Source organism: Stenotrophomonas sp. Steno-Z4 (assembly GCF_056393145.1).
Genome location: NZ_JBWJPC010000005.1, coordinates 1 through 22,997 on the forward strand (window position 1 = coordinate 1; position 22,997 = coordinate 22,997).

At 66.7% G+C, this 22,997-nt stretch carries 21 protein-coding genes; 15 read left to right on the forward strand and 6 right to left on the reverse strand.

Annotated features, from left to right (window positions below):
• Window positions 1-769 (forward strand): REP-associated tyrosine transposase (locus AC06E7_RS12550; RefSeq protein ID WP_478064951.1); only part of this gene is annotated, 769 nt, incomplete at its 5' end.
• Window positions 770-831: 62 nt separating this feature from the next.
• Here AC06E7_RS12550 and AC06E7_RS12555 read toward each other — a convergent pair.
• Together AC06E7_RS12555 and AC06E7_RS12560 are read right to left on the reverse strand one after the other, a co-directional pair.
• Window positions 832-2,562, reverse strand: coding sequence for a M28 family metallopeptidase (locus AC06E7_RS12555; RefSeq protein WP_478064952.1), 1,731 nt, complete (start codon window positions 2,560-2,562; stop codon window positions 832-834).
• Window positions 2,563-2,614: 52 nt separating this feature from the next.
• Window positions 2,615-3,277, reverse strand: a complete 663-nt coding sequence (locus AC06E7_RS12560) for a hypothetical protein (RefSeq protein WP_184124364.1) — start codon at window positions 3,275-3,277, stop codon at window positions 2,615-2,617.
• Window positions 3,278-3,482: 205 nt separating this feature from the next.
• Here AC06E7_RS12560 and AC06E7_RS12565 point away from each other — a divergent pair, with 205 nt between their 5' ends.
• Window positions 3,483-4,700 (forward strand): murein hydrolase activator EnvC family protein, encoded by a 1,218-nt coding sequence (locus AC06E7_RS12565; protein ID WP_237334340.1) that lies wholly within the window; start codon window positions 3,483-3,485, stop codon window positions 4,698-4,700.
• 96 nt (window positions 4,701-4,796) lie between these two features.
• Window positions 4,797-6,185: a S41 family peptidase gene (locus tag AC06E7_RS12570; RefSeq protein WP_478064953.1), complete on the forward strand. Its 1,389-nt coding sequence runs from the start codon at window positions 4,797-4,799 to the stop codon at window positions 6,183-6,185.
• Between the two features lie 179 nt (window positions 6,186-6,364).
• Here the strand turns inward: AC06E7_RS12570 and AC06E7_RS12575 are convergent, their stop codons facing one another.
• Window positions 6,365-7,057: a rhomboid family intramembrane serine protease gene (locus AC06E7_RS12575; RefSeq protein ID WP_068848738.1), complete on the reverse strand. Its 693-nt coding sequence runs from the start codon at window positions 7,055-7,057 to the stop codon at window positions 6,365-6,367.
• Window positions 7,058-7,287: 230 nt separating this feature from the next.
• Between AC06E7_RS12575 and AC06E7_RS12580 the strand changes: the two genes are divergently transcribed.
• Window positions 7,288-8,631 (forward strand): outer membrane protein transport protein, encoded by a 1,344-nt coding sequence (locus tag AC06E7_RS12580; protein WP_093532966.1) that lies wholly within the window; start codon window positions 7,288-7,290, stop codon window positions 8,629-8,631.
• Window positions 8,632-8,825: 194 nt separating this feature from the next.
• On the opposite strand, the gene AC06E7_RS12585 is transcribed toward AC06E7_RS12580, so the two are convergent.
• Window positions 8,826-9,557, reverse strand: coding sequence for a ThuA domain-containing protein (locus tag AC06E7_RS12585; RefSeq protein WP_478064954.1), 732 nt, complete (start codon window positions 9,555-9,557; stop codon window positions 8,826-8,828).
• A 104-nt stretch (window positions 9,558-9,661) separates the two neighbouring features.
• On the opposite strand from AC06E7_RS12585, the gene AC06E7_RS12590 reads away from it, so the two are divergent.
• Window positions 9,662-10,309: a hypothetical protein gene (locus AC06E7_RS12590; RefSeq protein WP_478064955.1), complete on the forward strand. Its 648-nt coding sequence runs from the start codon at window positions 9,662-9,664 to the stop codon at window positions 10,307-10,309.
• Window positions 10,310-10,378: 69 nt separating this feature from the next.
• On the opposite strand, the gene putA is transcribed toward AC06E7_RS12590, so the two are convergent.
• Window positions 10,379-13,603 (reverse strand): bifunctional proline dehydrogenase/L-glutamate gamma-semialdehyde dehydrogenase PutA, encoded by a 3,225-nt coding sequence (gene putA, locus AC06E7_RS12595; RefSeq protein WP_184124372.1) that lies wholly within the window; start codon window positions 13,601-13,603, stop codon window positions 10,379-10,381.
• 442 nt (window positions 13,604-14,045) lie between these two features.
• On the opposite strand from putA, the gene coxB reads away from it, so the two are divergent.
• From coxB to AC06E7_RS12620, 5 genes are read left to right on the forward strand one after another with little or no spacing between them, the layout of a single operon-like run.
• Window positions 14,046-14,987 carry a cytochrome c oxidase subunit II gene (gene coxB / locus AC06E7_RS12600; protein WP_217538214.1) on the forward strand — a complete coding sequence of 314 codons (942 nt, stop codon included), beginning with the start codon at window positions 14,046-14,048 and terminating at the stop codon, window positions 14,985-14,987.
• A gap of 59 nt (window positions 14,988-15,046) precedes the next feature.
• Window positions 15,047-16,657, forward strand: a complete 1,611-nt coding sequence (gene ctaD, locus AC06E7_RS12605) for a cytochrome c oxidase subunit I (RefSeq protein ID WP_068848748.1) — start codon at window positions 15,047-15,049, stop codon at window positions 16,655-16,657.
• Between the two features lie 8 nt (window positions 16,658-16,665).
• Window positions 16,666-16,794, forward strand: a complete 129-nt coding sequence (locus AC06E7_RS12610) for a hypothetical protein (protein ID WP_256947664.1) — start codon at window positions 16,666-16,668, stop codon at window positions 16,792-16,794.
• Window positions 16,791-17,372 carry a cytochrome c oxidase assembly protein gene (locus AC06E7_RS12615; RefSeq protein ID WP_068848749.1) on the forward strand — a complete coding sequence of 194 codons (582 nt, stop codon included), beginning with the start codon at window positions 16,791-16,793 and terminating at the stop codon, window positions 17,370-17,372. The genes AC06E7_RS12610 and AC06E7_RS12615 overlap by 4 nt, the downstream gene beginning before the upstream one ends.
• A 20-nt stretch (window positions 17,373-17,392) precedes the next feature.
• Window positions 17,393-18,271, forward strand: coding sequence for a cytochrome c oxidase subunit 3 (locus tag AC06E7_RS12620; RefSeq protein WP_068848751.1), 879 nt, complete (start codon window positions 17,393-17,395; stop codon window positions 18,269-18,271).
• 12 nt (window positions 18,272-18,283) lie between these two features.
• Here AC06E7_RS12620 and AC06E7_RS12625 read toward each other — a convergent pair whose 3' ends face one another.
• Window positions 18,284-18,502 carry a twin transmembrane helix small protein gene (locus AC06E7_RS12625; protein ID WP_068848753.1) on the reverse strand — a complete coding sequence of 73 codons (219 nt, stop codon included), beginning with the start codon at window positions 18,500-18,502 and terminating at the stop codon, window positions 18,284-18,286.
• A 57-nt stretch (window positions 18,503-18,559) separates the two neighbouring features.
• Between AC06E7_RS12625 and AC06E7_RS12630 the strand changes: the two genes are divergently transcribed.
• From AC06E7_RS12630 to AC06E7_RS12650, 5 genes are all read left to right on the forward strand, one after another.
• Window positions 18,560-19,291, forward strand: coding sequence for an SURF1 family protein (locus AC06E7_RS12630; protein ID WP_478064956.1), 732 nt, complete (start codon window positions 18,560-18,562; stop codon window positions 19,289-19,291).
• 13 nt (window positions 19,292-19,304) lie between these two features.
• Entirely contained in the window at window positions 19,305-19,880 is a 576-nt protein-coding gene (locus AC06E7_RS12635; protein ID WP_184124378.1) for a hypothetical protein, read from the forward strand.
• 10 nt (window positions 19,881-19,890) lie between these two features.
• Window positions 19,891-21,087, forward strand: coding sequence for a COX15/CtaA family protein (locus AC06E7_RS12640; protein ID WP_478064957.1), 1,197 nt, complete (start codon window positions 19,891-19,893; stop codon window positions 21,085-21,087).
• Window positions 21,084-21,971 (forward strand): heme o synthase, encoded by an 888-nt coding sequence (gene cyoE / locus AC06E7_RS12645; protein WP_068848761.1) that lies wholly within the window; start codon window positions 21,084-21,086, stop codon window positions 21,969-21,971. Before AC06E7_RS12640 ends, cyoE begins: the two co-directional genes overlap by 4 nt.
• Before the next feature lie 72 nt (window positions 21,972-22,043).
• Window positions 22,044-22,868: a calcium-binding protein gene (locus tag AC06E7_RS12650; protein ID WP_478064958.1), complete on the forward strand. Its 825-nt coding sequence runs from the start codon at window positions 22,044-22,046 to the stop codon at window positions 22,866-22,868.
• Window positions 22,869-22,997 lie beyond the last annotated feature (129 nt).

A 22,997-nucleotide genomic window follows, 5' to 3' on the forward strand; every position in this document is an offset into this window, starting at 1 on the left:
AAAAACCCCGCTGCTGACGCAGCGGGGTTTTTTCTTTTCCGCGATGGGCGCGTGCCGACCAACGGTCGGCACCTGCCGTGACGGGCCGGGCGGCGGTAGGGTCGGTTCCCAAACGACTGCCGATAACGGTGATCGGCACGGTGACGAATGGACTCCGATCGAAATGCGTTGCCTGCGTTCGTGGTCATGTCCCAACGGGGTAACCACCACCACGGCGGTCGATTGGGATGCGACCCTACCGGCTTCGTCTGACAGGCTGATTGATACTTGCCGGATACAACCGGCCATAGGCGAGCGCCACTCTGTGGTCATGCCCACTCCACGCCTCCTCATCGGCCGCCGCTCCCTTCAGGGCGCGTACTACATGCTCACCACCGTAGTGGCCGGCCGCGAATCGATCTTTGTCGATGACGCCACCGTCGAATGCGTGGTCGAGGCACTTCGCTGCTCAGATCGCGAACATCGCTCACGCACGCTCGCATGGGTGGTGATGCCGGATCACGTCCATTGGCTGATGCAACTGGGCAACGGCAACATCAGTCGCTGTGTCCAAGCCTTCAAATCCCGCTCCTCTCGTGCAGTCAATCTGCATCGCGGCAGCGAGGGCCCGTTGTGGCAACGGGGCTTCTACGACCACTGCATCCGCTCAGACGAATCTTTACTCACACAGGCCAACCATCTGATCGAGAACCCGGTTCGTTCGGGACTTGCTACAAAGGCAGGCGAGTACCCGTATTGCTGGACGCGGTGGCCCTCCGCTACCGAGTGACCCCCAAAAAAGAAGCGGCACCAAAGGCGCCGCTTCCTTTCAACCAGCGATGTAGGCCAGGCTTACTTCGCAGCCGGAGCCGCCGCAGCCGCCTCGGTCTTGCCCTTCATCATCTCGTCGCGGGCTGCCTTGAACGGGTTGCCCTCGTACCAGTTCGGCCACTGGCCGCCCACTGCGATGGCCTTGCCCACGCCGTGCAGCAGCTCCAGGTCTTCCACGGTGCCGTCCAGCTTCCAGGTACTGGCGTCGTACTCGTCCTTGGGGCCGTGGTACCGGTCGCGGCCATACGCCTCAGCCGCCTTGCGGCCTGCGTCAACGCCGCCGTCGAGCAGGTCTTCGCCGCCGTCGGCATACAGCGCCGGCACGCCGGCCTTGGCGAAGTTGAAGTGGTCCGAACGGAAGTAGAAGCCGCTCTGCACCGAGGTTTCGCCGTGCAGCGTGCGACCCTTCTCCGCCGCAAGCGGCTTGAGGATGTCCTCCAGCTGCGAGCTGCCGAAGCCGGTCACGGTCAGGTCCTTGGCCTTGCCGGCCACCGACATTGCGTCGATGTTGATCACGCCGGCAATCTTGTCCAGCGGGAAGGTCGGGTGGTTCACGTAGTACTTCGACCCCAACAGACCCGATTCTTCCAGCGTCACCGCCAGGAATACCACCGAACGCTCCGGCGCGGGCTGCTCATGCGCCATCGCATCGGCGATCTCCAGGATGCCGGCCACGCCCGTGGCGTTGTCGATGGCACCGTTGTAGACGTTGTCGCCCTGCTCGCCCTCATGCTTGCCCAGGTGGTCCCAGTGCGCCATGTACAGCACGGCCTCGTCGGCATGCTTGGTGCCCGGCAGCACGCCGACCACGTTGCGCGACTTCTTTTCGGCGATGGTGCTCTTCAGGTCCAGCGAGATCTTCGCCTTCAGCGGCACCGGCTTGAAGCCGCGCTTGTTGGCATCCTTGTAGGCCTGGTCCAGGTCCAGCCCGGCATCGGCGAACAGCTGGCGCGCCGCATCGGCGCTCAGCCAGCCCTGCGCCGGCAGGCGGGGTTCCGGATCGTCCTTGGCCGGCAGGTCGTACTGCGGGCCGGCCCACGAGTTCTTCACCACGTCCCAACCGTACGAAGCACCGGCGGTGTCATGCACGATCAGCGCCGCGGCAGCGCCCTTGCGGGCGGCCTCTTCGAACTTGTAGGTCCACCGGCCGTAATAGGTCATGCGCTTGCCGTCGAACAGCTTCTCGTCGTTGACGTGGAAACCCGGGTCGTTGACGAACATGACCACCGTCTTGCCCTTCCAGTCCTGGCCAGCGTAGTCGTTCCACTTCTGCTCCGGCGCATCCACGCCGTAGCCGACGAAGACCAAGTCGCTGCCGTCGATCTTCACTTCCTTCTGGCCACTGCGGGTGCCGATCACCATGTCGGTGCCGAACTTCAGGTCGCGCTGCTTGCCGGCCTGGTCCAGCTTCAGCACGGTGCTCTCATCGGCGGTGGTTTCGGTCATCGCCACCTCCTGGAACCAGCTGTCGCCGTTGCCCGGCTGCAGGCCGATGCGCTGCATCTGGTCGCGGATGTACTCCACCGTGCGGTCTTCGCCGGTGCTGCCCGGCGCGCGGCCTTCGAACTCATCCGACGACAGGGTCTTGACCAGCTCGCCGAAGTCGCCGGCGTTGATTTCGGCCGAGAAGGCGTGGCCGGCGGCGGCCGGGGCGGTATCAGCAGCCGGCGCGGCCGCCGGTGCAGTGGTCTCGCCCTTGCACGCGGTCAGCGCGGCGGTGGCGGCCAGGCACAACAGAAGTTTGCGGGACATCATCGATTCCTGGAGACAGAGGGCCGGTGCGCGGGCACCGGATGGAAGAGTATCAATCGTTCGGCGCGGCGTCGGTGTCGAACGGCACGGGTTGGGCGCCCTCGACCGGACCGATGTGCGCGCTGCGGTGCACGTACAAGGTGACCTCGCGCTCGAAGTGCAGCGGGCCGTTGACCGCCGCATTCGGGCCGATGATCACGCGCGGCTTGCGTCCGGCGCGCAGCGACAGGCTGAAGCTGGGCTTGTTGACGTGGATGCCGCCCTCGACCACCGAACCGATGCCGACGGTGATGTCGCCGTTGACCGTCTCGATGCCCTGGGACAGCCGCGTCTCCACCAGACCGATGCCGCCGTTGACGGTTTCCACGCCACCGTCGATGCGGGTGCCGCGGTCGACAAAGATGCTGCCGTTGACGGTTTCGACATCGCCATCGACCACGACGCGCTGCCCGATCTTGATGCCGCCGTTGACGGTCGAGATGCCACGGGTGCGGGCGCGCTCATCCACCTGGATGCCGCCGTTGACGGTCTGGATGTCGCCGGCCTCGGCGCCGCCCTCGACGGTGATTCCACCATTGACGGTGTCCAGGTCGCCGTAGGTCTGGCCGGCGCTGGCGGTGATGCTGCCATTGACCTTGCTGATGCCATCGCTGGCGAAGGCGGGCGCGCAGGGCAGCACCAGGGCAATCAGCAGCGGTAGCGGGAAACGTTTCATGGGGTGCCTCGTCCGGGTATGCGGCTGGCAGGCCGCCTTCAGGAATGTCACCATGCAGCGCTGCAATCCGCATCTGCCTGAAGTCACTGGAAAGCCCTTGCGCCCCAACGTCTTTTCCTCACGCGGGAATAACAATCCGACCGCTGGGCACGGCCGTAGCTCGCGCTGGCCGGTGGCGCTGTCGGCGCTGGCACTGATTCTGGCGATGATCGGCGCTGCGCCGCTGGCCGCGCAGAACCCGAAGGACGCCGAGCGCAAGCTGCAGAAGCTGCGCACCGAGCTGAAGGGCGTCGCCCAGGAACGACGCACGCTGGAAGGCCAGCGCGGGCAGGCCTCGCGCCAGCTGCGCGAGGCCGACGAGAAGGTCGCCCGCACCGGCCGCGTGCTGGCCGAGACTGAAACCGCGCTGCAGCGCGAAACCCGCGCCCTGCAGGAGGCGCAGCAGCGCCGCAGCGAACTGCAGGCGGGCCTGCAGCAGCAGCGCCAGGAGCTGGCCTCGCTGCTGCGCGCCGCCTACCGCATTGGCAACAACGCACCGTTGAAGCTGCTGCTGTCGCAGGACCGGGTGGCCGATGCCAACCGCACGCTGGCCTACCACCGTTACCTGCAGCGCGAACGCGCGCGGCGCATCGGCGCGCTGACCGCCGACCTGACCGAACTGGAATCGCTGGAGGCGCAGATCGCCGAACGCCGCCAGGCGCTGGAAGGCACCCGCCAGCAGCAGAAACAACAGGCCGCCAGCCTGGCTGCGGACCGCCGCACGCGCGCCGAGACGGTGGCCAGCCTGGACGAACGCTACAAAGACCGCAGTGAGCGCGAGAAGGCGCTGGGCCAGGACGCCAAGGCGCTGGAAACGCTGCTGGCCAACCTGCGCGCTGCTGCCGCCCGTGCCGAAGCCGAACGCCGTGCCGCCGCGCGCCGCGCCGCCGCGGAAAAAGCCGCCGCCGAGAAGGCCGAGCGCGCTGCCGCCGCCAGTGGCACCAAGCCGCCGCCGCGCCCGGGCAAGACCCCGCCGGCGGTCGCCTCGGCACCGGCGCCCAAGGTGGGCGGGCTGGGCTGGCCGCTGTCGGGCAACCTGCTGGCGCGTTACGGCGGCAAGCTGCCGGACGGGCGCACCAGCAGTGGTGTGCTGATCAGCGCGCCTGCCGGCAGCACCGTTACCGCCGTCGCCGATGGCACCGTGGTGTTCTCCGACTGGATGACCGGCTACGGCATGATCCTGATCGTGGATCACGGCAATGGCTACATGAGCCTCTACGCGCACAACGACACGCTGCTGCGCGATGCCGGCGGCACGGTGAAGAAGGGCGATGCCGTGGCCAAGGTCGGCAACTCGGGCGGGCAGGGCGTTACCGCGCTGTATTTTGAATTGCGGCGTAACGGGCAGCCGGTGGATCCGTCGTCGTGGCTGCAGCGCCGGTAGCCCCGTTCAACGGGAATTTACCGTGCCTTCGCGCATAATCGGGCCACGCATCATCGGTGCGTGTGGTCCCGTCCCCCGCTCAACCTGGAGTGCTTCATGCGCGTAGCCCGTTCCGCCACCCTGCTGCTGGCCCTGGTGCCGGCGCTGTCATGGGCGCAGCAGACCGCCCAGGTTCCGGAACGCGGCGGCGATGCAGCCTCCACCGAAGAGGCGGTAACCTCGCGCGTGCCGCTGGATGAAATCCGCCGTTACGTCGCCGTCTACAACGCGGTACGTGCCGCGTATGTCGAGCCGGTGGACGACAAGAAGCTGATGCAGTCGGCCATCCGTGGCCTGCTGCTGGACCTGGACCCGCACAGCACCTACTTCGACAAGGAAGATGCCGAAGCCTTCGACGAACAGGCCGAAGGTGCCTATGAAGGCATCGGCGTGGAGCTGCAGCAGCAGCCCGACAACAGCAGCCTCAAAGTCATCTCGCCGATCGACGACACCCCGGCGGCCAAGGCCGGCATCCTGGCCGGCGACCTGATCATCGCCATCGACGGCAAGCCGATCAGCGTGATCGAAGCCACCGAGCCGCTGCGTGGCAAGGCTGGCAGCAAGGTGATCCTCACCATCGTGCGCGAGGGCAAAGCCAAGCCGTTCGATGTGCCGATCACCCGCGAAACCATCCGCGTCACCAGCGTGCGCAGCCGCATGCTGGAACCCGGCTATGGCTACGTGCGCCTGAGCACCTTCCAGGCCGATACCGGTGCCGATTTCCAGAAGCACGTGGGCCAGCTGCAGCAGCAGGCCGGCGGCAAGCTCAAGGGCCTGGTGCTGGACCTGCGCAGCAACCCCGGTGGCCTGCTCACCGCAGCAGTGCAGGTCGCCGACGACCTGCTGGACAAGGGCAACATCGTCAGCACCCGGGGCCGCATCGCGATCAGCGACGCGCGCTTCGATGCCACGCCCGGCGACCTGCTCAAGGGTGCGCCGGTGGTGGTGTTGGCCGATGCCGGTTCGGCCAGCGCCTCGGAAGTGCTGGCCGGCGCACTGCGCGACAACGGCCGTGCCCGCGTGATCGGCAGCCGCACCTTCGGCAAGGGCTCGGTGCAGACCGTGCTGCCGCTGGACAACGGCGATTCGGTCAAGCTGACCACCGCGCGCTATTACACCCCGAGCGGCAAATCGATCCAGGCCACCGGTATCGTGCCCGACGTGGTGCTGGTGCCGGAGAAGAAGCCAGGCGAAGACGACGACCTGCCGGCCAGCCTGTCCGATTACAGCGAAGCGACGTTGCCGGGCCACCTGCGCGGTGACGAGGAAGGCGGCGAAGGCTACCAGGCCGGCGATGTACTGCCCGGCGACGGCCCGATCAACGACGCGCTGGCGGAGCTGAAGCAACCCGGTTCGGTGGCCGCAAAGCAGAAGGCCGAAGCGACGAGGAAGCCGGCGCCCAAGGTGGAAGCCAAGCCGAAGCCGGAACCTGCACCCACGCCGTGACGGGTGCACCCGCTGGTAGAGTCGGTTCCCAAACGACTGCCGATAACGGTGCAACGCCCGGTAACGCATTGCGTTGAACGGCGTAACAGCCGGATCCGCCGATGTTCATGCCGACATCGAACGCGGCGGGTACCACGGCGGTCGATTGGGATGCGACCCTACCAGCCTGCGGCGCACGCTTAAAACCCGTGCCGCTTCCGCAACCGCCGCGCGATCGCCGCGCGCACGTACACCCCATACACCAGCCCGAACACGAACCCGGCAATGTGTGCCCACCAGGCCACCATGCCGAAGGTCGGGCCGATGTACGCGAACACCACCTGCAGCCCCGCCCACACGCCGATCAGCAGGTAGGCCGGCGCCCGCACGAATTCCAGGAACAGCCCCAGCGGGATCACCACCCCCAGCCGTGCGCCCGGGAACAGGGCCAGGTACGCCCCGATCAGCGCCGACACCGCGCCACTGGCGCCGATGATGATCTGGTCCGGGCTGCCCATCGTGTAGATCGCGGTGAGGTTGGAGATGGCCCCGCCCACCAGGAACAGCAGGATCAGCCGCCACGGCCCCAGCACCCGCTCGGCGGGCAGCCCGAAGATCAGCAGGAACACCAGGTTGCCCAGCAGGTGCGACCAGTCCGCGTGCAGGAACAGCGCGGTGAACAGCCGCAGCACGCTGCCGTCCTCGAAGGTCGCCCACCAGTCCAGCGGCCGGGTCAGCCCGGTGGACAGCGCGCCCCAGTCCATCCACAGGCTGCGCCGGGCATCGCCCGGGCGCGAGATCGACCACAGGAACGCGGCCCACAGCGTCGCGAACAGCAGGGGCGTCGCCCAGCGGACGGCGGACTTCTTGCGGGAGGGGAGCGAGACAAACATGCGTGGGCGCTAGCCTAGCGCGGCAACGCGCCTGAAGGAGCGAAGACGCGTTCAGCCTGAATAGCCGGAAAGGGTGATCGCGTTATTGTTTCATTAACTGGTCTGGGTATACTCGCATACGGCGTCGTATGTCGGGAGGGGAATCCGGCGCGTTGTGTCAAGTCCTTCGGGGCCTGGGACAGCGCAGGCGCGCGTTGCCAAACCACACGCATTTCCGGAGAGAACAAACGATGCATACCGCTTCCACCCTCGCTCGCGTCACCGCCCTCGCTGTCGGCATCGCCGGTGTCCTGGCCGTTGGCCACGTCAACGCCGCCGCCTTCCAGCTGAAGGAAAACAGCGCCAAGGGCCTCGGCCGCGCCTTCGCCGGTTCGGGCAGCGCCCAGGGCGACGCCTCGATCATCGCGGTCAACCCGGCCGGCATGCGCCAGCTGGAAGGCACCCAGATCCAGGGCGACCTGAGCGCCATCAGCTTCAAGGCCGAATTCGAAGGCACCGGCCGCAAGCCGACCGGCCAGCCGCAGACCGGCGGTGACGGCGGCGACGCCGGCATGATCGCCCCGGTTCCGGCCGCGTACTTCCACATGCCGATCGGCGAACAGGCCCACTTCGGCGTGTCGCTGACCGCTCCGTTCGGCTTCAAGACCGACTACGACAACGGCTGGGTGGGTCGCTACAGCGGCCTGAAGACCGACCTGAAGGCGATCGACCTGGGCTTTGCCGCCTCGTACGACGTCAACCCGTACGTGTCCTTCGGCGCGTCGGTGTTCGTTGAGCACCTGACCATCGAACTGAGCAACAACATCGACTTCGGCACCGCACTGGCCCAGTCCCGCGTGCCGGGCTTCGCCCCGGGCAGCGCCGATGGCAAGCTGACCATGGAAGGTGACAACAATGCGGTGGGCTGGACCGTCGGCGGTCTGTTCAGCCCGGATGAGAACACCCACATCGGCTTCAGCTATCGCTCCAAGGTCGAGCACAAGATCACCGGCGGTGATGCCACCTTCGACGTGCCGGCCAACGCTGCTGCCGTGCTGGCCGTGGCCCAGCCGGGCCGCTTCGTGACCACGTCGGGCAAGGCCACCGTGACCCTGCCGGCGTCGGCCACCATGAGCATCACCCACAATGTCAACGACCGTTGGACCGTGATGGGTGACGTGACCCGTACCGCCTGGTCGACCGCGTTCGACTCGGTCACCATCGACTACGGTTCGGCCCAGCCGGATTCGGTCCTGGACTTCTCCTACCGCGACACCACCTTCGTCTCGCTGGGTGCGGACTACAAGCTGAGCGACACCCTGACCCTGCGTGGCGGCGTCGCGTACGACCAGACCCCGACCACCGACGCCCACCGCGACGTGCGTGTGCCGGACACCAGCCGCAAGTGGCTGTCCTTCGGCCTGGGCTGGACCCCGGCGGCGAACATGGAATACAACTTCGGTTATACCCACCTGTTCACCAGCGACCCGAACGTGAACATTGGCGCCACCACCAACAACCAGGGCAACTCGCTGACCGGCAAGTACAAGGTCCGCGGCGACGTGCTGGCTGCATCGTTCAACTACAAGTTCTGATCCACGGCGTTCGCGCCGCGTAACAGACGGAAGGCCCCGCGCAAGCGGGGCCTTCTGCGTTGTGGGTCGGCAACCGGATGCGAAACCGGATGCGAACGCGGATGCGAAACCGCACCGGTAGAGCCGACTGTTAGTCGGCTGCTCTACGCGCGGTCTACGGCTTCATGCGAACGGCAGCCGACTGACAGTCGGCTCTACCCGCACGCGGGCGAACGTCCTGCGGCGTACAACAGGCCCTGCCGCAGGTGCGCCAGGAAATCGCGGTTGCGGTACAGCGCTGCGTCATGCCCCAGGCCGGTGTACCAGCTGCGCCCGCCATCAAACCGGTGGCACCACGCAATGGGGTGGTCGGCACCCATCGTGCCGCCCTGGTACATGCGCTCGTCCACAGTGGCAGTGACCTGCACGACCCCACGCGGGTTGCTGCGGTAGTTGTACAGCTCGTCGCGGACCGGCCAGGAGGTGCCCTGCGGCTTGCCCTCGCGCTCAGGCTGCACGCGGCTGAACTGCAGGCCTTCGGGGTGGTTCTTGAAATACGCGCCCACCAGCTGCCCATACCAGGGCCAGTCGTACTCGGTGTCGGCGGCCGAATGCACGCCCATGAACCCGCCACCCGCGCGGATGAAGGTCTCCATCGCCTGCTGTTGGGTGGCATCGAGCACATCGCCGGTGGTGTTGGCGAACACCACCACCCGGTAGCGGGCCAGGTTGGCGTCGTTGAAATCGGCCGCGTTCTCGCTCTGGTCCACTGCCATCCGCTCGCGCTCGGCCAGCAGGCGCAGCGTGCTCACGGCAGTGGGAATCGAGTCGTGGCGGAACTTGGCGGTACTGGTGAACACCAGCACGCGCTCGTTGGCCGCCGCCATGGCCGCGGGAACGGTGGACAGGAACATCGCCAACAGCAACGGCAGGACATTTGGGCGCATGGCCGGATCATGCCACAGCCCCGTACAATCCCGGTCCGCGTGCAGCCGGCCGGATGCCGCCTGCGGCGCAGGAACCGCTTCACGATCCATGACAAGGAAACCACATGTCGCCCGTTCTGCTTCGTTCCACCCTGGCCTTCGCCCTCTCCGCGCTGGCCGCGCCGGCTTTCGCCGCCGCCGATTTCGCCACCTGCTTCACCCTCACCCCGGGCCTGCGCTTCTCCACCGGCGATGAAACCCTGACCATCGAGAAGGCGGAGTTCGCCGGCCAGCAGGCCATCCGCGTGCAGAGCGCCGGTGGTGGCGTCGGTACGGCCGCCTACTACGATGCCAGCGGCCGCCAGCTGCTGGGCCAGGACCGCTACGGCATCTCCGCGTGGGGTGGCGACGCCTCCCGGCCGGTGATGACCGATACCTTCAAGCCCGCGCCGACCTTCCCGCAGACCGCCAGGCCGGGCGAGCGCTTCGTGGTCAACGGCAGCGGCGAACGCACCCACCACGTGGAAGAAACGGTGGAGCCGGTGGATTACGACGGCTTCAACGACTACACCTTCGTCGGCTTCGAAGACGTGGAGGCCACGGTCGACGACCAGCCGCGCACCTTCAAGGACACCTGCCACGTCAGCGCGACCTTCGAAGACAACCGCATGGAAGCCTGGTACGCACCGGGGTTCGGCCGCATCAAATTCGAGCGCTACATGGGCGAAGAACTGCTCATGCGCGATGAGATCGAGGCCATCCACGCCGAGTGACGGCGTCGGCATCACCCACGAAAAACCCCGCTTTCGCGGGGTTTTTCGTTCAAACCATCACAACATCGATCAATCGCCCAACGTCAGCAGCGACGCATTGCCACCGGCCGCGGTGGTGTTCACGGTGACGGTCTTCTCGGTGGCAAATCGCAGCAGGTAGTGCGGGCCGCCGGCCTTCGGACCGGTGCCCGACAGGCCCTGGCCGCCGAACGGCTGCACGCCCACCACCGCACCGATCTGGTTGCGGTTGACGTACACGTTGCCCACGTTCACCCGCGAGGAAATGCGGTCCACGGTTTCGTCGATGCGCGAATGCACGCCCAGGGTGAGGCCGTAGCCGGTGGCGTTGATCTGGTCGATCACCGCATCGAGCTGGTCGCCCTTCCAGCGGATCACGTGCAGCACCGGCCCGAAGATTTCCTTGTGCAGCTGGTCCAGGTTCTTCAGCTCATACGCGCGCGGCGCGAAGAAGGTGCCGTGCGCGGCCGCTTCGCTGAGCTCGGCAGCGGCGATCAGGCGCGCTTCCTTCTCCATGCGCACCGCATGTTCCTGCAGGATCTGCAGCGCATCGGCATCGATCACCGGGCCGACGTCGGTCGACAGCAGGCCCGGGTCGCCGATCTTCAGCTCGGCCATCGCACCGGCCAGCATGGTCATCACCTTGTCGGCGATGTCGTCCTGCACGAACAGCACGCGCGCGGCCGAGCAGCGCTGGCCGGCCGAGGTGAACGCCGAACCGATCGCATCCTTGACCAGCTGTTCCGGCAGCGCCGAGGAATCGGCGATGAAGGCGTTCTGGCCGCCGGTTTCGGCGATCAGCACGCCAATGGCGGCATCGCGCGCAGCCATCGCACGGTTGATCGCGCGCGCGGTATCGGTCGAACCGGTGAAGGCCACGCCGGCCACGCGCGGGTCGGCGGTGAGCGCGGCACCCACGGTGGCGCCGTCGCCCGGCAGGAACTGCACCACGCCTTCGGGCACGCCGGCGTCCAGCAGCAGCTTCACCGCGTAGTAGCCGATCAGGTTGGTCTGTTCGGCCGGCTTGGCGATCACGCTGTTGCCGGCGGCCAGCGCGGCGCTGACCTGGCCCAGGAAGATCGCCAGCGGGAAGTTCCACGGGCTGATGCACACGAACACGCCGCGGCCATGCAGCTGCAGCTCGTTGGATTCACCGGTCGGGCTGGGCAGCTTTTCGGCATGGCCGAACTGCTCGCGCGCCTGCTTGGCGTAGTAACGCAGGAAGTCCACCGCTTCGCGCACTTCGGCGATGCCGTCGGGCAGGCTCTTGCCGGCTTCCTTGACGCACAGCGCCATGAACTCGGGCAGGCGGGCTTCCAGCTGGTCGGCAGCGTGCTCGAGGATCGCGGCGCGGCTGGCGGCCGGGGTGCGGTTCCACTGCGGCTGGGCGGCCACGGCGTTGGCCAGGGCCTTTTCCACGGTGGCGCTGTCGGCCGGCTGCCACTGGCCCACCACCTGGCGCGTGTCGGCCGGGTTGACCACGTTCAACAGCGCGCCGGTGGGCTGTGCACCCGGCACCAGCGGAGCGGCCTGCCACGGCTTGACGGCGGCGTTGAGCTGCTCGGCCAGGGCGCGCAGATCGTTGTCGTTGGCGAGATTGACGCCCATGGAGTTCTTCCTGTCGTGGTTCTGGCTGCGCAGCAGGTCAACCGGCAGCGGGATTTTCGGGTGCGGAATGGAATCGAACGAAGCAACGGCCTCGACCGGATCGCGGATCAGGTCATCGATGGCCACCGCGTCGTCGGTGATGCGGTTGACGAAGCTGGAGTTGGCGCCGTTCTCGAGCAGGCGGCGCACCAGGTACGGCAGCAGGTCTTCGTGCGAACCCACCGGGGCGTACACGCGGCACGGCACGTTCAGGCGGTGGGCCGGCACCACTTCGGCGTACAGGTCATCACCCATGCCGTGCAGCTTCTGGTGTTCGTACTGGCCACCCTGCGCGATCGCCTGCACCGCCGCGATGGTGTGCGCGTTGTGCGTGGCGAACATCGGGTAGATCGCATCGGCATGGGTGAACAGACGCTTGGCACAGGCCAGGTAGGACACGTCGGTGTTCTGCTTGCGGGTGAACACCGGGTAGGCCGGCAGGCCGTCGATCTGGGCGCGCTTGATCTCCGCGTCCCAGTACGCGCCCTTGACCAGGCGCACCTGCAGGCGACGGCCGATGCGGCGGGCCAGGTCGGCCAGGTAATCGATCGTGTACGGGGTGCGCTTCTGGTACGCCTGCACCACCACGCCGAAGCCTTCCCACCCGGCCAGCGAGGCATCGCTCACCACCGCTTCGATGATGTCCAGCGACAGTTCCAGGCGGTCGGTTTCCTCGGCATCCACCGTGCAGCCGATGCCGTACGACTTGGCCAGTTGTGCCAGTTCCAGCACGCCCGGGACCAGGTCGGCCATCACGCGCGCGCGCTTGGCGTGCTCGTAGCGCGGGTACAGCGCCGACAGCTTGATGGAAATGCCCGGCGCCGAATTGACGTCGCCATCCGGGCGGCCACCGCGGGCCTTGTGGTCGCCACCGATGGAGTGGATCGCGCGGCGGTAGTCTTCCAGGTAACGCTTGGCGTCCTTCATGGTCAGCGCGCCTTCGCCAAGCATGTCGAACGAATAGCGGTAGCTGGCGTTGTCGCCCTTGTGCGAGCGCGACAGCGCTTCGTCGATGGTGCGGCCCATGACGAACTGGTGGCCCATGATCTTCATCGCCTGGCGCACGGCCAGGCGGATCACCGGCTCACCCACGCGGCCCATCAGGCGCGCGAACGCGCCCGGCACGTCGGCGCGGGTGGAGTCGTTGATCTGCACGATGTGGCCGGTAAGCATCAGGCCCCAGGTGGAGGCGTTGACCAGCACCGAGTCGCTGCCGCCCAGGTGCTTCTTCCAGTCCGCTTCGCCGAGCTTGTCGCGGATCAGCTTGTCGGCGGTGTCCTGGTCCGGAATGCGCAGCAGCGCTTCGGCCACGCACATGAGCAGCACGCCTTCCTCGCTGCCCAGGTCGTACTGGCGCATGAAGGCTTCGATCGCGCCCTGGTCCTTGGCACGCACGCGTACGCGCTTGACCAGGTCGGCGGCGGTGGCCTGCACCTTCGCCTGCTCGTCCGCGGGCAGGCGTGCCTGCGCCAGCAGCTCGCGCACGTGGCTGGCCTCGTCCTTCATCCAGGCATCGGTGATCGCCTGGCGGAACGCATTGGGAACGGCCGGCAGCTCGGGGGACAGCAGCGGCGGGCGGGAGGCGCCGGACGGGGCCGGGGCAGGGGGAAGCGCGGAAGGTGCGGTCATGCCGGTTGGCTCGTGGAAAACTTGACCATTTTAATCGCTTTTTCATCCGTGAAAGCAATCGGAGATGCGCCGCCGATTACGGTCATAGCCTTTCATACAGGGGGATTCGGCGGATCCCGAGGTGTCGTTAAAAACTGTGCCGATTTCGTCAAAACAGCTGCCGATGCTTATGCTGTATTGCACCATTGTCAAAACTGTGAATGGACCCTTGCCGGTCGCGCGAGATCAGGGCTACCATCGAGACGTTTCCTGCGGCAGGAACACGCGTCCCCCACGGGCGCTCGAATGAACGGTGTGTGCGGAGATGAACCCGCACCCGGTCGATCGCCGGTGTTCAGTGCATACCCCCATGGGGTGGGGGCTGATCGTCGGCGGGAAGAGAACCAGAAGGCTTGCTAGTGGCCAGCGATGGCTGCAACCGACGACGCTAAGGGTCTAGGCAATGAAGCAACGCAGAAAGTGGGGCACGCAGTTCGCAAAGGCAGTGGGGTGTGGGGCAGCGCTGATGGCGCCGGCACTGGCGTGGGCCCAATCGGCCGACCCGGTTCCGTGGCAGCTGAACATGGGCAAGGGGGTCACCCAGAGCTCGCGGCTGGCCTGGGAATCCAACATGTTCTCGCTGTGGGTGTGTACGGTCATCGGCGTGCTGGTGTTCGGCGCGATGTTCTATGCCATCTTCAAGTTCCGCAAATCCAAGGGGGCGGTCGCCGCCACCTTCAGCCACAACACCAGGGCCGAGATCGTCTGGACGGTCATTCCAGTGATCATCCTGGTGGTGATGGCGTGGCCGGCCACGGCCAATCTGATCAAGTTCTACGACACCCGCGATGCCGAAATGACCGTCAAGGTCACCGGCTACCAGTGGATGTGGAAGTACGAATACCTGGGTGAAGACGTCACCTTCACCAGCCGCCTGGACCGCGAATCCGACCGGGTCCGGCAGAGCGGCAAGGTGCCGGACCGCGAAAGCCACCCGCATTACCTGCTCGACGTGGACAACCGCCTGGTGCTGCCGGTCGACACCAAGGTGCGTTTCGTCATCACCTCCGATGACGTGATCCATGCGTGGTGGGTGCCGGCGCTGGGCTGGAAGCAGGACGCCATTCCCGGTTTCGTCAACGAAGCCTGGACCAACATCGAGAAGGTCGGCGTGTACCGCGGCCAGTGTGCCGAACTGTGCGGCAAGGACCATGGCTTCATGCCCATCGTGGTGGAAGCGGTGTCCAAGGAAGATTTCCAGAAGTGGCTGGCCGGAAAGCGGCCCAAGGCGCCCGATCCGGCGCCGGCACCGGCCGCACCGGAAGCCGCCCCTGCGCCCGCAGACCCGGCGGCGCCCGCACCCGAGGCTGCACCCGCAGCTGCACCGGCGCCTGAAAACGCCTGATACGAACCGCGCGCGCCGTGCGGCGCGCGCTGATACCGAACCAACGAGGTGGTGTGGCGATGGCGCATTCCGCAGTTGATCACGACGGGCATCACGGGCATCAGCAGTCGTTCTTCGAACGTTGGTTCTTCTCGACCAACCACAAGGACATCGGCACGCTCTACCTGCTTTTCAGCTTCATCATGTTCATCATCGGCGCGGCGATGAGCGTGATCATCCGCGCCGAGCTGATGCAGCCCGGCCTGCAGTTCGTGAAGCCGGAAACCTTCAACCAGCTCACCACCGTGCATGCGCTGGTGATGATCTTCGGTGGCGTCATGCCCGCCTTCGTCGGCCTGGCCAACTGGATGATCCCGCTGCAGGTGGGCGCACCGGACATGGCGCTGCCGCGCATGAACAACTGGTCGTTCTGGCTGCTGCCGGTGGCCTTCAGCCTGCTGCTGCTCACCTTCCTGCTGCCCGGCGGCGCGCCGGCCGGCGGCTGGACCCTGTACCCGCCGCTGTCGCTGCAGGGCGGCTACAACGTGGCGTTCACCGTGTTCGCCATCCACGTGGCCGGCATCAGTTCGATCATGGGCGCGATCAACATCATCGCCACCGTGCTCAACATGCGCGCGCCCGGCATCGACCTGCTGAAGATGCCGATCTTCTGCTGGTCCTGGCTGATCACCGCCTTCCTGCTGATCGCGGTGATGCCGGTGCTGGCCGGTGCGGTGACCATGCTGCTCACCGACAAGTTCTTCGGTACCAGCTTCTTCAACGCGGCCGGCGGCGGCGACCCGGTGATGTTCCAGCACATCTTCTGGTTCTTCGGCCACCCGGAGGTGTACATCATGATCCTGCCGGCGTTCGGCGTGGTCAGTGAAATCATCCCCACCTTCAGCCGCAAGCCGCTGTTCGGTTACCAGGCCATGGTCTACGCGATCGCCGCGATCGCCTTCCTGTCCTTCATCGTCTGGGCCCACCACATGTTCACCGTGGGCATGCCGCTGGGCGGCGAAATCTACTTCATGTTCGCCACCATGCTGATCTCCATCCCCACCGGGGTGAAGGTCTTCAACTGGGTGAGCACCATGTGGCGCGGTTCGCTCACCTTCGAAGCGCCCATGCTGTGGGCGGTCGCCTTCGTGATCCTGTTCACCATCGGCGGCTTCTCCGGCCTGATGCTGGCCATCGTGGTGGCCGACTTCCAGTACCACGACACCTACTTCGTCGTGGCGCACTTCCACTACGTGCTGGTCACCGGCGCGGTGTTCGCGCTGATCGGCGCCGTGTACTACTGGTGGCCGAAGTGGACCGGGCGCATGTACAGCGAGTTCTGGGCCAAGGTGCACTTCTGGTGGTCCATCATTTTCGTGAACCTGCTGTTCTTCCCGCAGCACTTCCTGGGCCTGGCCGGCATGCCGCGCCGCATTCCCGATTACAGCGTGGCGTTCGCCGACTGGAACCTGATCAGCTCCATTGGCGCGTTCGGCATGTTCGTGACCCCGTTCATGATGGCCGCGATCCTGATCGCCTCGCTGCGCAACGGCGAAAAGGCCGCTGACCGCGCCTGGGAAGGTGCACGCGGGCTGGAATGGACGGTTCCGTCACCGGCACCGGCGCATACCTTCACCGTACCGCCGACCATCCGCCCGGGCGATCTGGCCCATGACGACATCACCCATTGAGGTCCGCCATGCATGATGTCCATCAACAGGATCTGGCTGCCCGCCGCCAACGCGCACGGCGCACCGCGCTCTGGGTCGGTGCGGTAGCGATCCTGGTCTATGTCGGCTTCATCCTGAGCGGGGTGCTGGGCCGATGAGCGAGACCCGCCCCGCACCGCATGCCGGGCTGCCGCGCCTGATCGCGGTGGCGGTGGCGGTGTTCGTGCTCACTTTTTCGCTGGTGCCGCTGTATCGCATCGCCTGCGAAAAGGTGTTCGGGGTGCGGCTGGAGCGTGGCCCCGGTGCGGCGGCGGTGGGGGCGCCCGGCGCAGCCAAGCGCACCGTGCGGGTGCAGTTCGATGGCGGCGTGAACTCCAAGCTGCCGTGGGCCTTCCACCCCGAACAGCTGACCATGGACGTGGTGCCCGGCGAGCTCAACGAAGCGCTGTACTACGCGCGCAATGACAGCGACCACGCGCTGGTGGGCAGCGCGGTGCCGTCGGTGGCCCCGGCCAAGGCCTCGGGCTACTTCAGCAAGACCGAATGCTTCTGCTTCACCGCGCAGACCCTGGTGGCCGGCGAGAAACGCGACATGCCGGTGCGTTTCATCGTCGACCCGGACCTGCCCGCCAACATCAAGACCATCACCCTGTCCTACACGTTCTACAAGAACGACGCGCTGTCGGCGCAGCTGGCCACGGCGACCCCGCCGGCCACCGCGCGCTCGGCACCCTGATACGTACCCGGATACCGATCATGGCCACCCAGCACAGCCCAGACGCCAACGTGTACTTCGTGCCCACCCACAGCAAGTGGCCCTTCATCGGCTCCATCGCGATGATGGTCACCATGGTGGGCGTGGCCAGCTGGCTCAATGATGCCGGCTGGGGCAAGTGGACCTTCTACGCCGGCATCGCCATGCTGGTGCTGACCCTGTTCTGGTGGTTCAGCGACGTCGTGCGCGAATCGCAGGCCGGCAACTACAACCACCAGGTCGACGGCTCGTTCCGGATGGGCATGGTGTGGTTCATCTTCTCCGAAGTGATGTTCTTCGGTGCCTTCTTCGGCGCGCTGTTCTACACCCGCAACCTGGGCCTGCCGTGGCTGGGCGGCGAGGGCGACGGGGTGATGACCAATGAACTGCTCTGGGATGGCTATTCGGCCGCCTGGCCGACCAACGGCCCGGGCGCCATCGGCGGCCACTTCCAGACCATTCCGGCCTGGGGCCTGCCGCTGATCAACACGCTGATCCTGCTTACCTCCGGCGTCACCCTCACCATCGCCCACCATGCGCTCAAGGCCGGCCACCGCCGCCAGCTGCTGGTGTGGCTGGGCATCACCGTGCTGCTGGGCGCGTTCTTCCTCACGCTGCAGGCCGAGGAATACATCCACGCCTACAAGGAGCTCAACCTCACCCTGGGCTCGGGCATCTACGGTTCCACGTTCTTCATGCTCACCGGCTTCCACGGCGCGCACGTGCTGCTGGGCACGATCATGCTGATCGTGATGTGGCTGCGCTCGGCCAAGGGCCACTTCACCCGCGACAACCATTTCGGTTTCGAAGCCGCCGCGTGGTACTGGCACTTCGTCGACGTGGTGTGGCTGATGCTGTTCCTGTTCGTCTACGTGCTGTAGCGTCGGGCGGTATCAGCCGCCCACGCCGTGGGGTTTGATCCAGCCGCTGTAGATGCCGATGGCCACCAGCACGATCAGCGCCACCGATACCGCGATGCGGCGGGTGAGCGCATTGACCGTGCGCTTGGTCTGGCCACGGTCGACCAGCAGGTAATACAGCCCCGCGCCCAGATTCCAGACGATGACGATCAGAAACGCGATTACCAGCAGGGTCTTCAACGAATCATTCATGCGCAGCTCTAGGGCAGGGCGGGTATGCCTATCTGACCGCGTTTTGCCGGCGTTGTCATGATGCGCCAGCACACGCGCCTGGTCGGCTGGGTCGTCGCCGTGCTGGTAATCCTGGCGTTCTGCCAGCTGGGCCGCTGGCAGCTGCAGCGGATGCATGAAAAACAGGCGCTGCTGGACCAGCAGCTGCCGGCCCGCGCGCAGACCCTCAGCCTGGCCCAGGCGCAGGCCGCACCCGTGCAGCTGCGCTGGGTGGAGGACCACGGCCACTTCCTGCCCGGCACCCTGCTGCTGGACAACCAGACCCGCGAAGGCCGCGCCGGCATCAAGGTGTACCAGCCGTTCCGCAGCGATGGCGGCGCGGTGGTGCTGGTGGACCTGGGTTGGCTGCCGATGCCGGGCGACCGCACCCTGCCGGCCATCGTGCCGCGCGAGGGTCCCGCCCAGGTGGCCGGCCTGCTGGCGCCGCCGCCGGCCAGCGGGCTCGTGCTGGGCCCGGCATTCACCGCGACCCCGCAACCGGGTGTGTGGCTGGCGAACCGCATGCCGCCCGATGAAGTCGCCTCCACGCTGGCACTGCCCGCGGGCAGCCTGCACGGCCCGGTACTGCGCCTGGATCCCGCGCTGCCCGGCGGCTATGCCCGCGACCTGGAGCTGCTGCCCAACACCCTGCCGCCCAGCCGCCACCTCGGCTACGCCGTGCAGTGGTTCGGCCTGGCCCTGACCGTGCTGATCGTCGCCCTCGTCCTCGAATGGCGCCGGCGGCGCCCGGCACGCCCCCTCCTTCCATGAGAAAATCCCACGCATGAATGCCATCACCCCGGAACAGCTCAAGGCCCGCAACCGTGGCCGCTGGACCCTGGTAGCCCTGTTCGGCCTGTTCTTCGGGGTCATGGCGCTGGCCGGCGTGCTGCGCTTCGCCGGCTGGCAGCCGGCCGCCCACCGCAACACCGGCGAAGTGTTCACCCCGGCGGTGGACGCGCGCGCGCTGCCGCCCACCCTGGCCAACGGCCAACCGTACCCGTGGAACCCCGATGCCCATGTCTGGCGCATCCTGGTGGCGCCGGCCCCGGGCTGCGCGGCCGAGTGCGTCACTTTGTCGCAGGGATTGGACAAGGTGTGGCAGCTGTTCGGCCATAGGGCCGATAATGTGGAGATCCTGTGGCTGGGTACGCCGCCGGCCGAGGTCCAGGGCTTTCCCGCCCTGCGCGTGCTGGCCCCCCAGCCGAACCTGCGTGCCGTGTTGCCCGCCGTGGATGACGCCGCCGGCACGCCTGTGTATGTCATCGACCCGAACGGGTTCGTGATCATGCGGTATGCGCCGGGATTCGAATTGGCCGGTCTGCGCAAGGACATGGCCACGCTGTTGAAACTGAAGTGAGTTCCGTTTGATGAACCCCACCGCGCGCCCGGCGCTGCATCGCAATTTCCACCGTCTGGCGTGGTTCGCCCTGATCATGACGGCCAGCACGATCATGTTTGGTTCGTTCGTGCGCCTGTCCGATGCCGGCCTGAGCTGCCCGGACTGGCCCACGTGCTATGGCCGCGTGACCTGGCCGCAGCATGCGCAGGAAGTGATCGGCCACGAAGCGGCCAAGATCCGCCCGCTGGAAACCCACAAGGCGTGGCGCGAGCAGGTGCACCGTTTCCTGGCCGGCGCGCTGGGCATCGAAATCCTCACCCTGGCCCTGCTGGCCACGCGCCGCCGGCGCTGGGGCACCACCGCCGTGGTTACCGCGTGCGTGCTGGTGGCCACCGGCATACCGCTGTACATGATGGGCATGCATGTCCTGGCCAGCATCCTGGCCATCACCGGCGAAGTGATCCTGCTGATCGCCGCGTTGCGCTGGAACAACATCGACCTCTCACGCGCGGCCTTGCTGACGCTGGCGGTGGTGATCTTCCAGGCGCTGCTGGGCATGTGGACGGTGACCCTGCTGCTCAAACCCATCGTGGTCATGGGCCACCTGCTCGGCGGCATGCTGATGTTCGGGCTGCTGGTGTGGATGGCCTGGCGCGCCACGCACATGCCGATCACCCTGGTGCAGGCGCCGAAGCTGAAGTGGCTGCTGCGCATCGGCGTGGCCGTGCTGGTCATGCAGATCGCATTGGGTGGCTGGGTGAGCGCCAACTACGCAGCACTGGCCTGCGGCGGCGGCAGTGCCTCGCTGGATAATTTCCCGCGCTGCGTCAGCCAGTGGTGGCCGCAGCACGACTTCAAGGAAGGCTTCACGCTGTGGCGTGGCATCGGCGTGGATTACGAGGGGGGCGTGCTCGATGGCGCTTCGCGCATCGCGATCCAGATGGCGCACCGCATGTTCGCGATCGTGGTGGCGGTGTACCTGCTGTGGCTGGCGGTGCGCCTGTACCGGCTGCCGAGCATGCGCGGCTGGGCCAGTGCGCTGGGGCTGCTGGTGGTGGCGCAGATCAGCCTGGGCATTCTCAACGTGAAGCTGGCGGTGCCGCTGGAAGTGGCAGTGGCGCACAGCGGCGGCGCGGTCGCGCTGCTGTTCGTGCTGGTCACGCTGATGGCGCGCCTGCGTGCGCCTTCCGACGTGGTGGATGAAGCCGTTGGGGCGACACCATGAGCGTCAGGCAGTATTGGGACCTGACCAAGCCGAAGGTCGTGGCGTTGATCGTGTTCACCGCGCTGGTGGGCATGTTCCTGGCCATCCCCGCGCTGCCCACCGCCGAGCAGGCCGTGCGCGGCGCGCTGGGCTTCCTCGGCATCTGGCTGGCGGCCTCGGCCGCAGCGGCCATCAACCAGCTGCTGGACGCGCAGATCGACGCGCAGATGGCGCGCACCTCGTGGCGGCCGCTGGTAGTGGGCAAGGTCAAACCGTGGCAGGTGCTGGTGTTTGCCGGCGCGCTGATCGTGCTGTCGATGACCATCCTGGTGCTGTGGGTGAACGTCATCACCGCCGTGCTGACCTTCGCCTCGCTGATCGGCTACGCGGTGATCTACACCGTGTACCTCAAGCGCGCCACCTCGCAGAACATCGTCATCGGCGGTCTCGCCGGCGCCACCCCGCCGCTGCTGGGCTGGGCGGCCATCACCGGCATGCAGGGTCCGTGGGACTGGGCGTATGCCTCGCTGCTGGTGCTGATCATCTTCATCTGGACCCCGCCGCATTTCTGGGCGCTGGCAATCTTCCGCCGCGAAGACTACGCCAAGGCCAAGATCCCGATGCTGCCGGTCACCCATGGCGTGGCCTACACCCGCAAGTCGATCATGGCGTACTCCATCGTGCTGGCCATCGTCAGCATCCTGCCCACCGTGGTGGGCATGAGCGGGCTGTTCTACCTGGGCGGCGCGGTGGTGCTCAACGCCGTATTCCTCTGGTACGCCTGGCGCATGCTCAACCCGCCGGACGAGCTGTTCTCGATGAAGATGTTCGGCTACTCCATCGTCTACCTCATGGCGCTGTTCGCGTTCCTGATGGTGGACCACTGGATGCTGCCGTTCCTGTGAGCTTCCTGCGCCGGCCTTGAAACCGGACATCGCGTCGCCATTGCTTTCATGACCCCAACAGGACGTGACGGCATGAAGCGATGGCTCTGGATGGCTGTGATGGTGGCTTCGATGGTGTGCGGCACAGCCGCCGCCGTGCCGGCAGGCGGTGTCGGTGACACCGCAACACAGATCGTGACCTTGGCGGGCGACCACCGGCTGGTGGTGCTCGGCGAATACCACGGCACCGCCGAAACGCCGCTGCTGGTGGCCGACCTGATGGAACGCTACAGCCGCGACAACGCGTCCGTGCGGCTGGGGTTGGAGCTGCCGATGAGCGAGAACGCCGCGCTGGCACGGTACCTGCGCTCCAACGGCGATGCGGATGCGCGCGAAGCACTGCGTACCTCGCCGTTCTGGCGGGTGAAAGATGGCCAGCATGACGGGCGACGTAGTCGCGACATGCTGGCGCTGATCGAAACGTTGCGCGTGCTGCGGGCGCAGGGTCGCGATATCGCTGTAGCGGGCTACGACATTGAGATCAGCGCGTACGACAGCGACGTGGATCGCGACGCGGAGATGGCCACCCATGTGCGCCAACAGTTCAACGCGCTGCCCAGCGCGGCGCGGATGCTGGTACTGACAGGCAACGTGCATGCAATGCGCCACCCGTTGGAAGATGCGCCCCCGGAAATGCAGCATCGCACCATGGCGGCGTTCCTTCTGGACCTGCCGCTGTACAGCGTGCGCGTGGAGGCACTGCGTGGCCACACCTGGCATTGCATGAGCCCCTGCCGCGCGATGCCGCTGCTCGAGCGGCCGGCACGCGATCCGGTTGCCGAAACGGACCCGGATCGCTCGTATGACGTATGGGTGTACCTGCCGGAGCTGAGCGTAGGAACGTTGACCGACCGCTGACGCCGGTCGGCGCGGAACCCGGCGGGCTGGGAACGGCTTTGGTAGGGTCGCTTCCCAAACGACCGCCGGTAGCAATGATCAGCGCGATGGCGGCATGACCCTGGCCGACGCCACGTCGCAAAGCGCAGT

Bases quoted from the DNA above. Each gene is read 5' to 3' on its own strand.
- AC06E7_RS12610 (WP_256947664.1), top strand. From the start codon at position 16,666: ATGCATGATGTCCATCAACAGGATCTGGCTGCCCGCCGCCAACGCGCA.
- AC06E7_RS12585 (WP_478064954.1), bottom strand. From the start codon at position 9,557: ATGCGCCCAAATGTCCTGCCGTTGCTGTTGGCGATGTTCCTGTCCACC.
- AC06E7_RS12590 (WP_478064955.1), top strand. From the start codon at position 9,662: ATGTCGCCCGTTCTGCTTCGTTCCACCCTGGCCTTCGCCCTCTCCGCG.
- AC06E7_RS12560 (WP_184124364.1), bottom strand. From the start codon at position 3,277: ATGAAACGTTTCCCGCTACCGCTGCTGATTGCCCTGGTGCTGCCCTGC.
- AC06E7_RS12620 (WP_068848751.1), top strand. From the start codon at position 17,393: ATGGCCACCCAGCACAGCCCAGACGCCAACGTGTACTTCGTGCCCACC.
- AC06E7_RS12580 (WP_093532966.1), top strand. From the start codon at position 7,288: ATGCATACCGCTTCCACCCTCGCTCGCGTCACCGCCCTCGCTGTCGGC.
- ctaD (WP_068848748.1), top strand. From the start codon at position 15,047: ATGGCGCATTCCGCAGTTGATCACGACGGGCATCACGGGCATCAGCAG.
- AC06E7_RS12555 (WP_478064952.1), bottom strand. From the start codon at position 2,562: ATGTCCCGCAAACTTCTGTTGTGCCTGGCCGCCACCGCCGCGCTGACC.
- AC06E7_RS12615 (WP_068848749.1), top strand. From the start codon at position 16,791: ATGAGCGAGACCCGCCCCGCACCGCATGCCGGGCTGCCGCGCCTGATC.
- AC06E7_RS12630 (WP_478064956.1), top strand. From the start codon at position 18,560: ATGATGCGCCAGCACACGCGCCTGGTCGGCTGGGTCGTCGCCGTGCTG.
- coxB (WP_217538214.1), top strand. From the start codon at position 14,046: ATGAAGCAACGCAGAAAGTGGGGCACGCAGTTCGCAAAGGCAGTGGGG.
- cyoE (WP_068848761.1), top strand. From the start codon at position 21,084: ATGAGCGTCAGGCAGTATTGGGACCTGACCAAGCCGAAGGTCGTGGCG.
- putA (WP_184124372.1), bottom strand. From the start codon at position 13,603: ATGACCGCACCTTCCGCGCTTCCCCCTGCCCCGGCCCCGTCCGGCGCC.
- AC06E7_RS12650 (WP_478064958.1), top strand. From the start codon at position 22,044: ATGAAGCGATGGCTCTGGATGGCTGTGATGGTGGCTTCGATGGTGTGC.
- AC06E7_RS12570 (WP_478064953.1), top strand. From the start codon at position 4,797: ATGCGCGTAGCCCGTTCCGCCACCCTGCTGCTGGCCCTGGTGCCGGCG.
- AC06E7_RS12625 (WP_068848753.1), bottom strand. From the start codon at position 18,502: ATGAATGATTCGTTGAAGACCCTGCTGGTAATCGCGTTTCTGATCGTC.
- AC06E7_RS12640 (WP_478064957.1), top strand. From the start codon at position 19,891: ATGAACCCCACCGCGCGCCCGGCGCTGCATCGCAATTTCCACCGTCTG.
- AC06E7_RS12635 (WP_184124378.1), top strand. From the start codon at position 19,305: ATGAATGCCATCACCCCGGAACAGCTCAAGGCCCGCAACCGTGGCCGC.
- AC06E7_RS12575 (WP_068848738.1), bottom strand. From the start codon at position 7,057: ATGTTTGTCTCGCTCCCCTCCCGCAAGAAGTCCGCCGTCCGCTGGGCG.
- AC06E7_RS12565 (WP_237334340.1), top strand. From the start codon at position 3,483: ATGATCGGCGCTGCGCCGCTGGCCGCGCAGAACCCGAAGGACGCCGAG.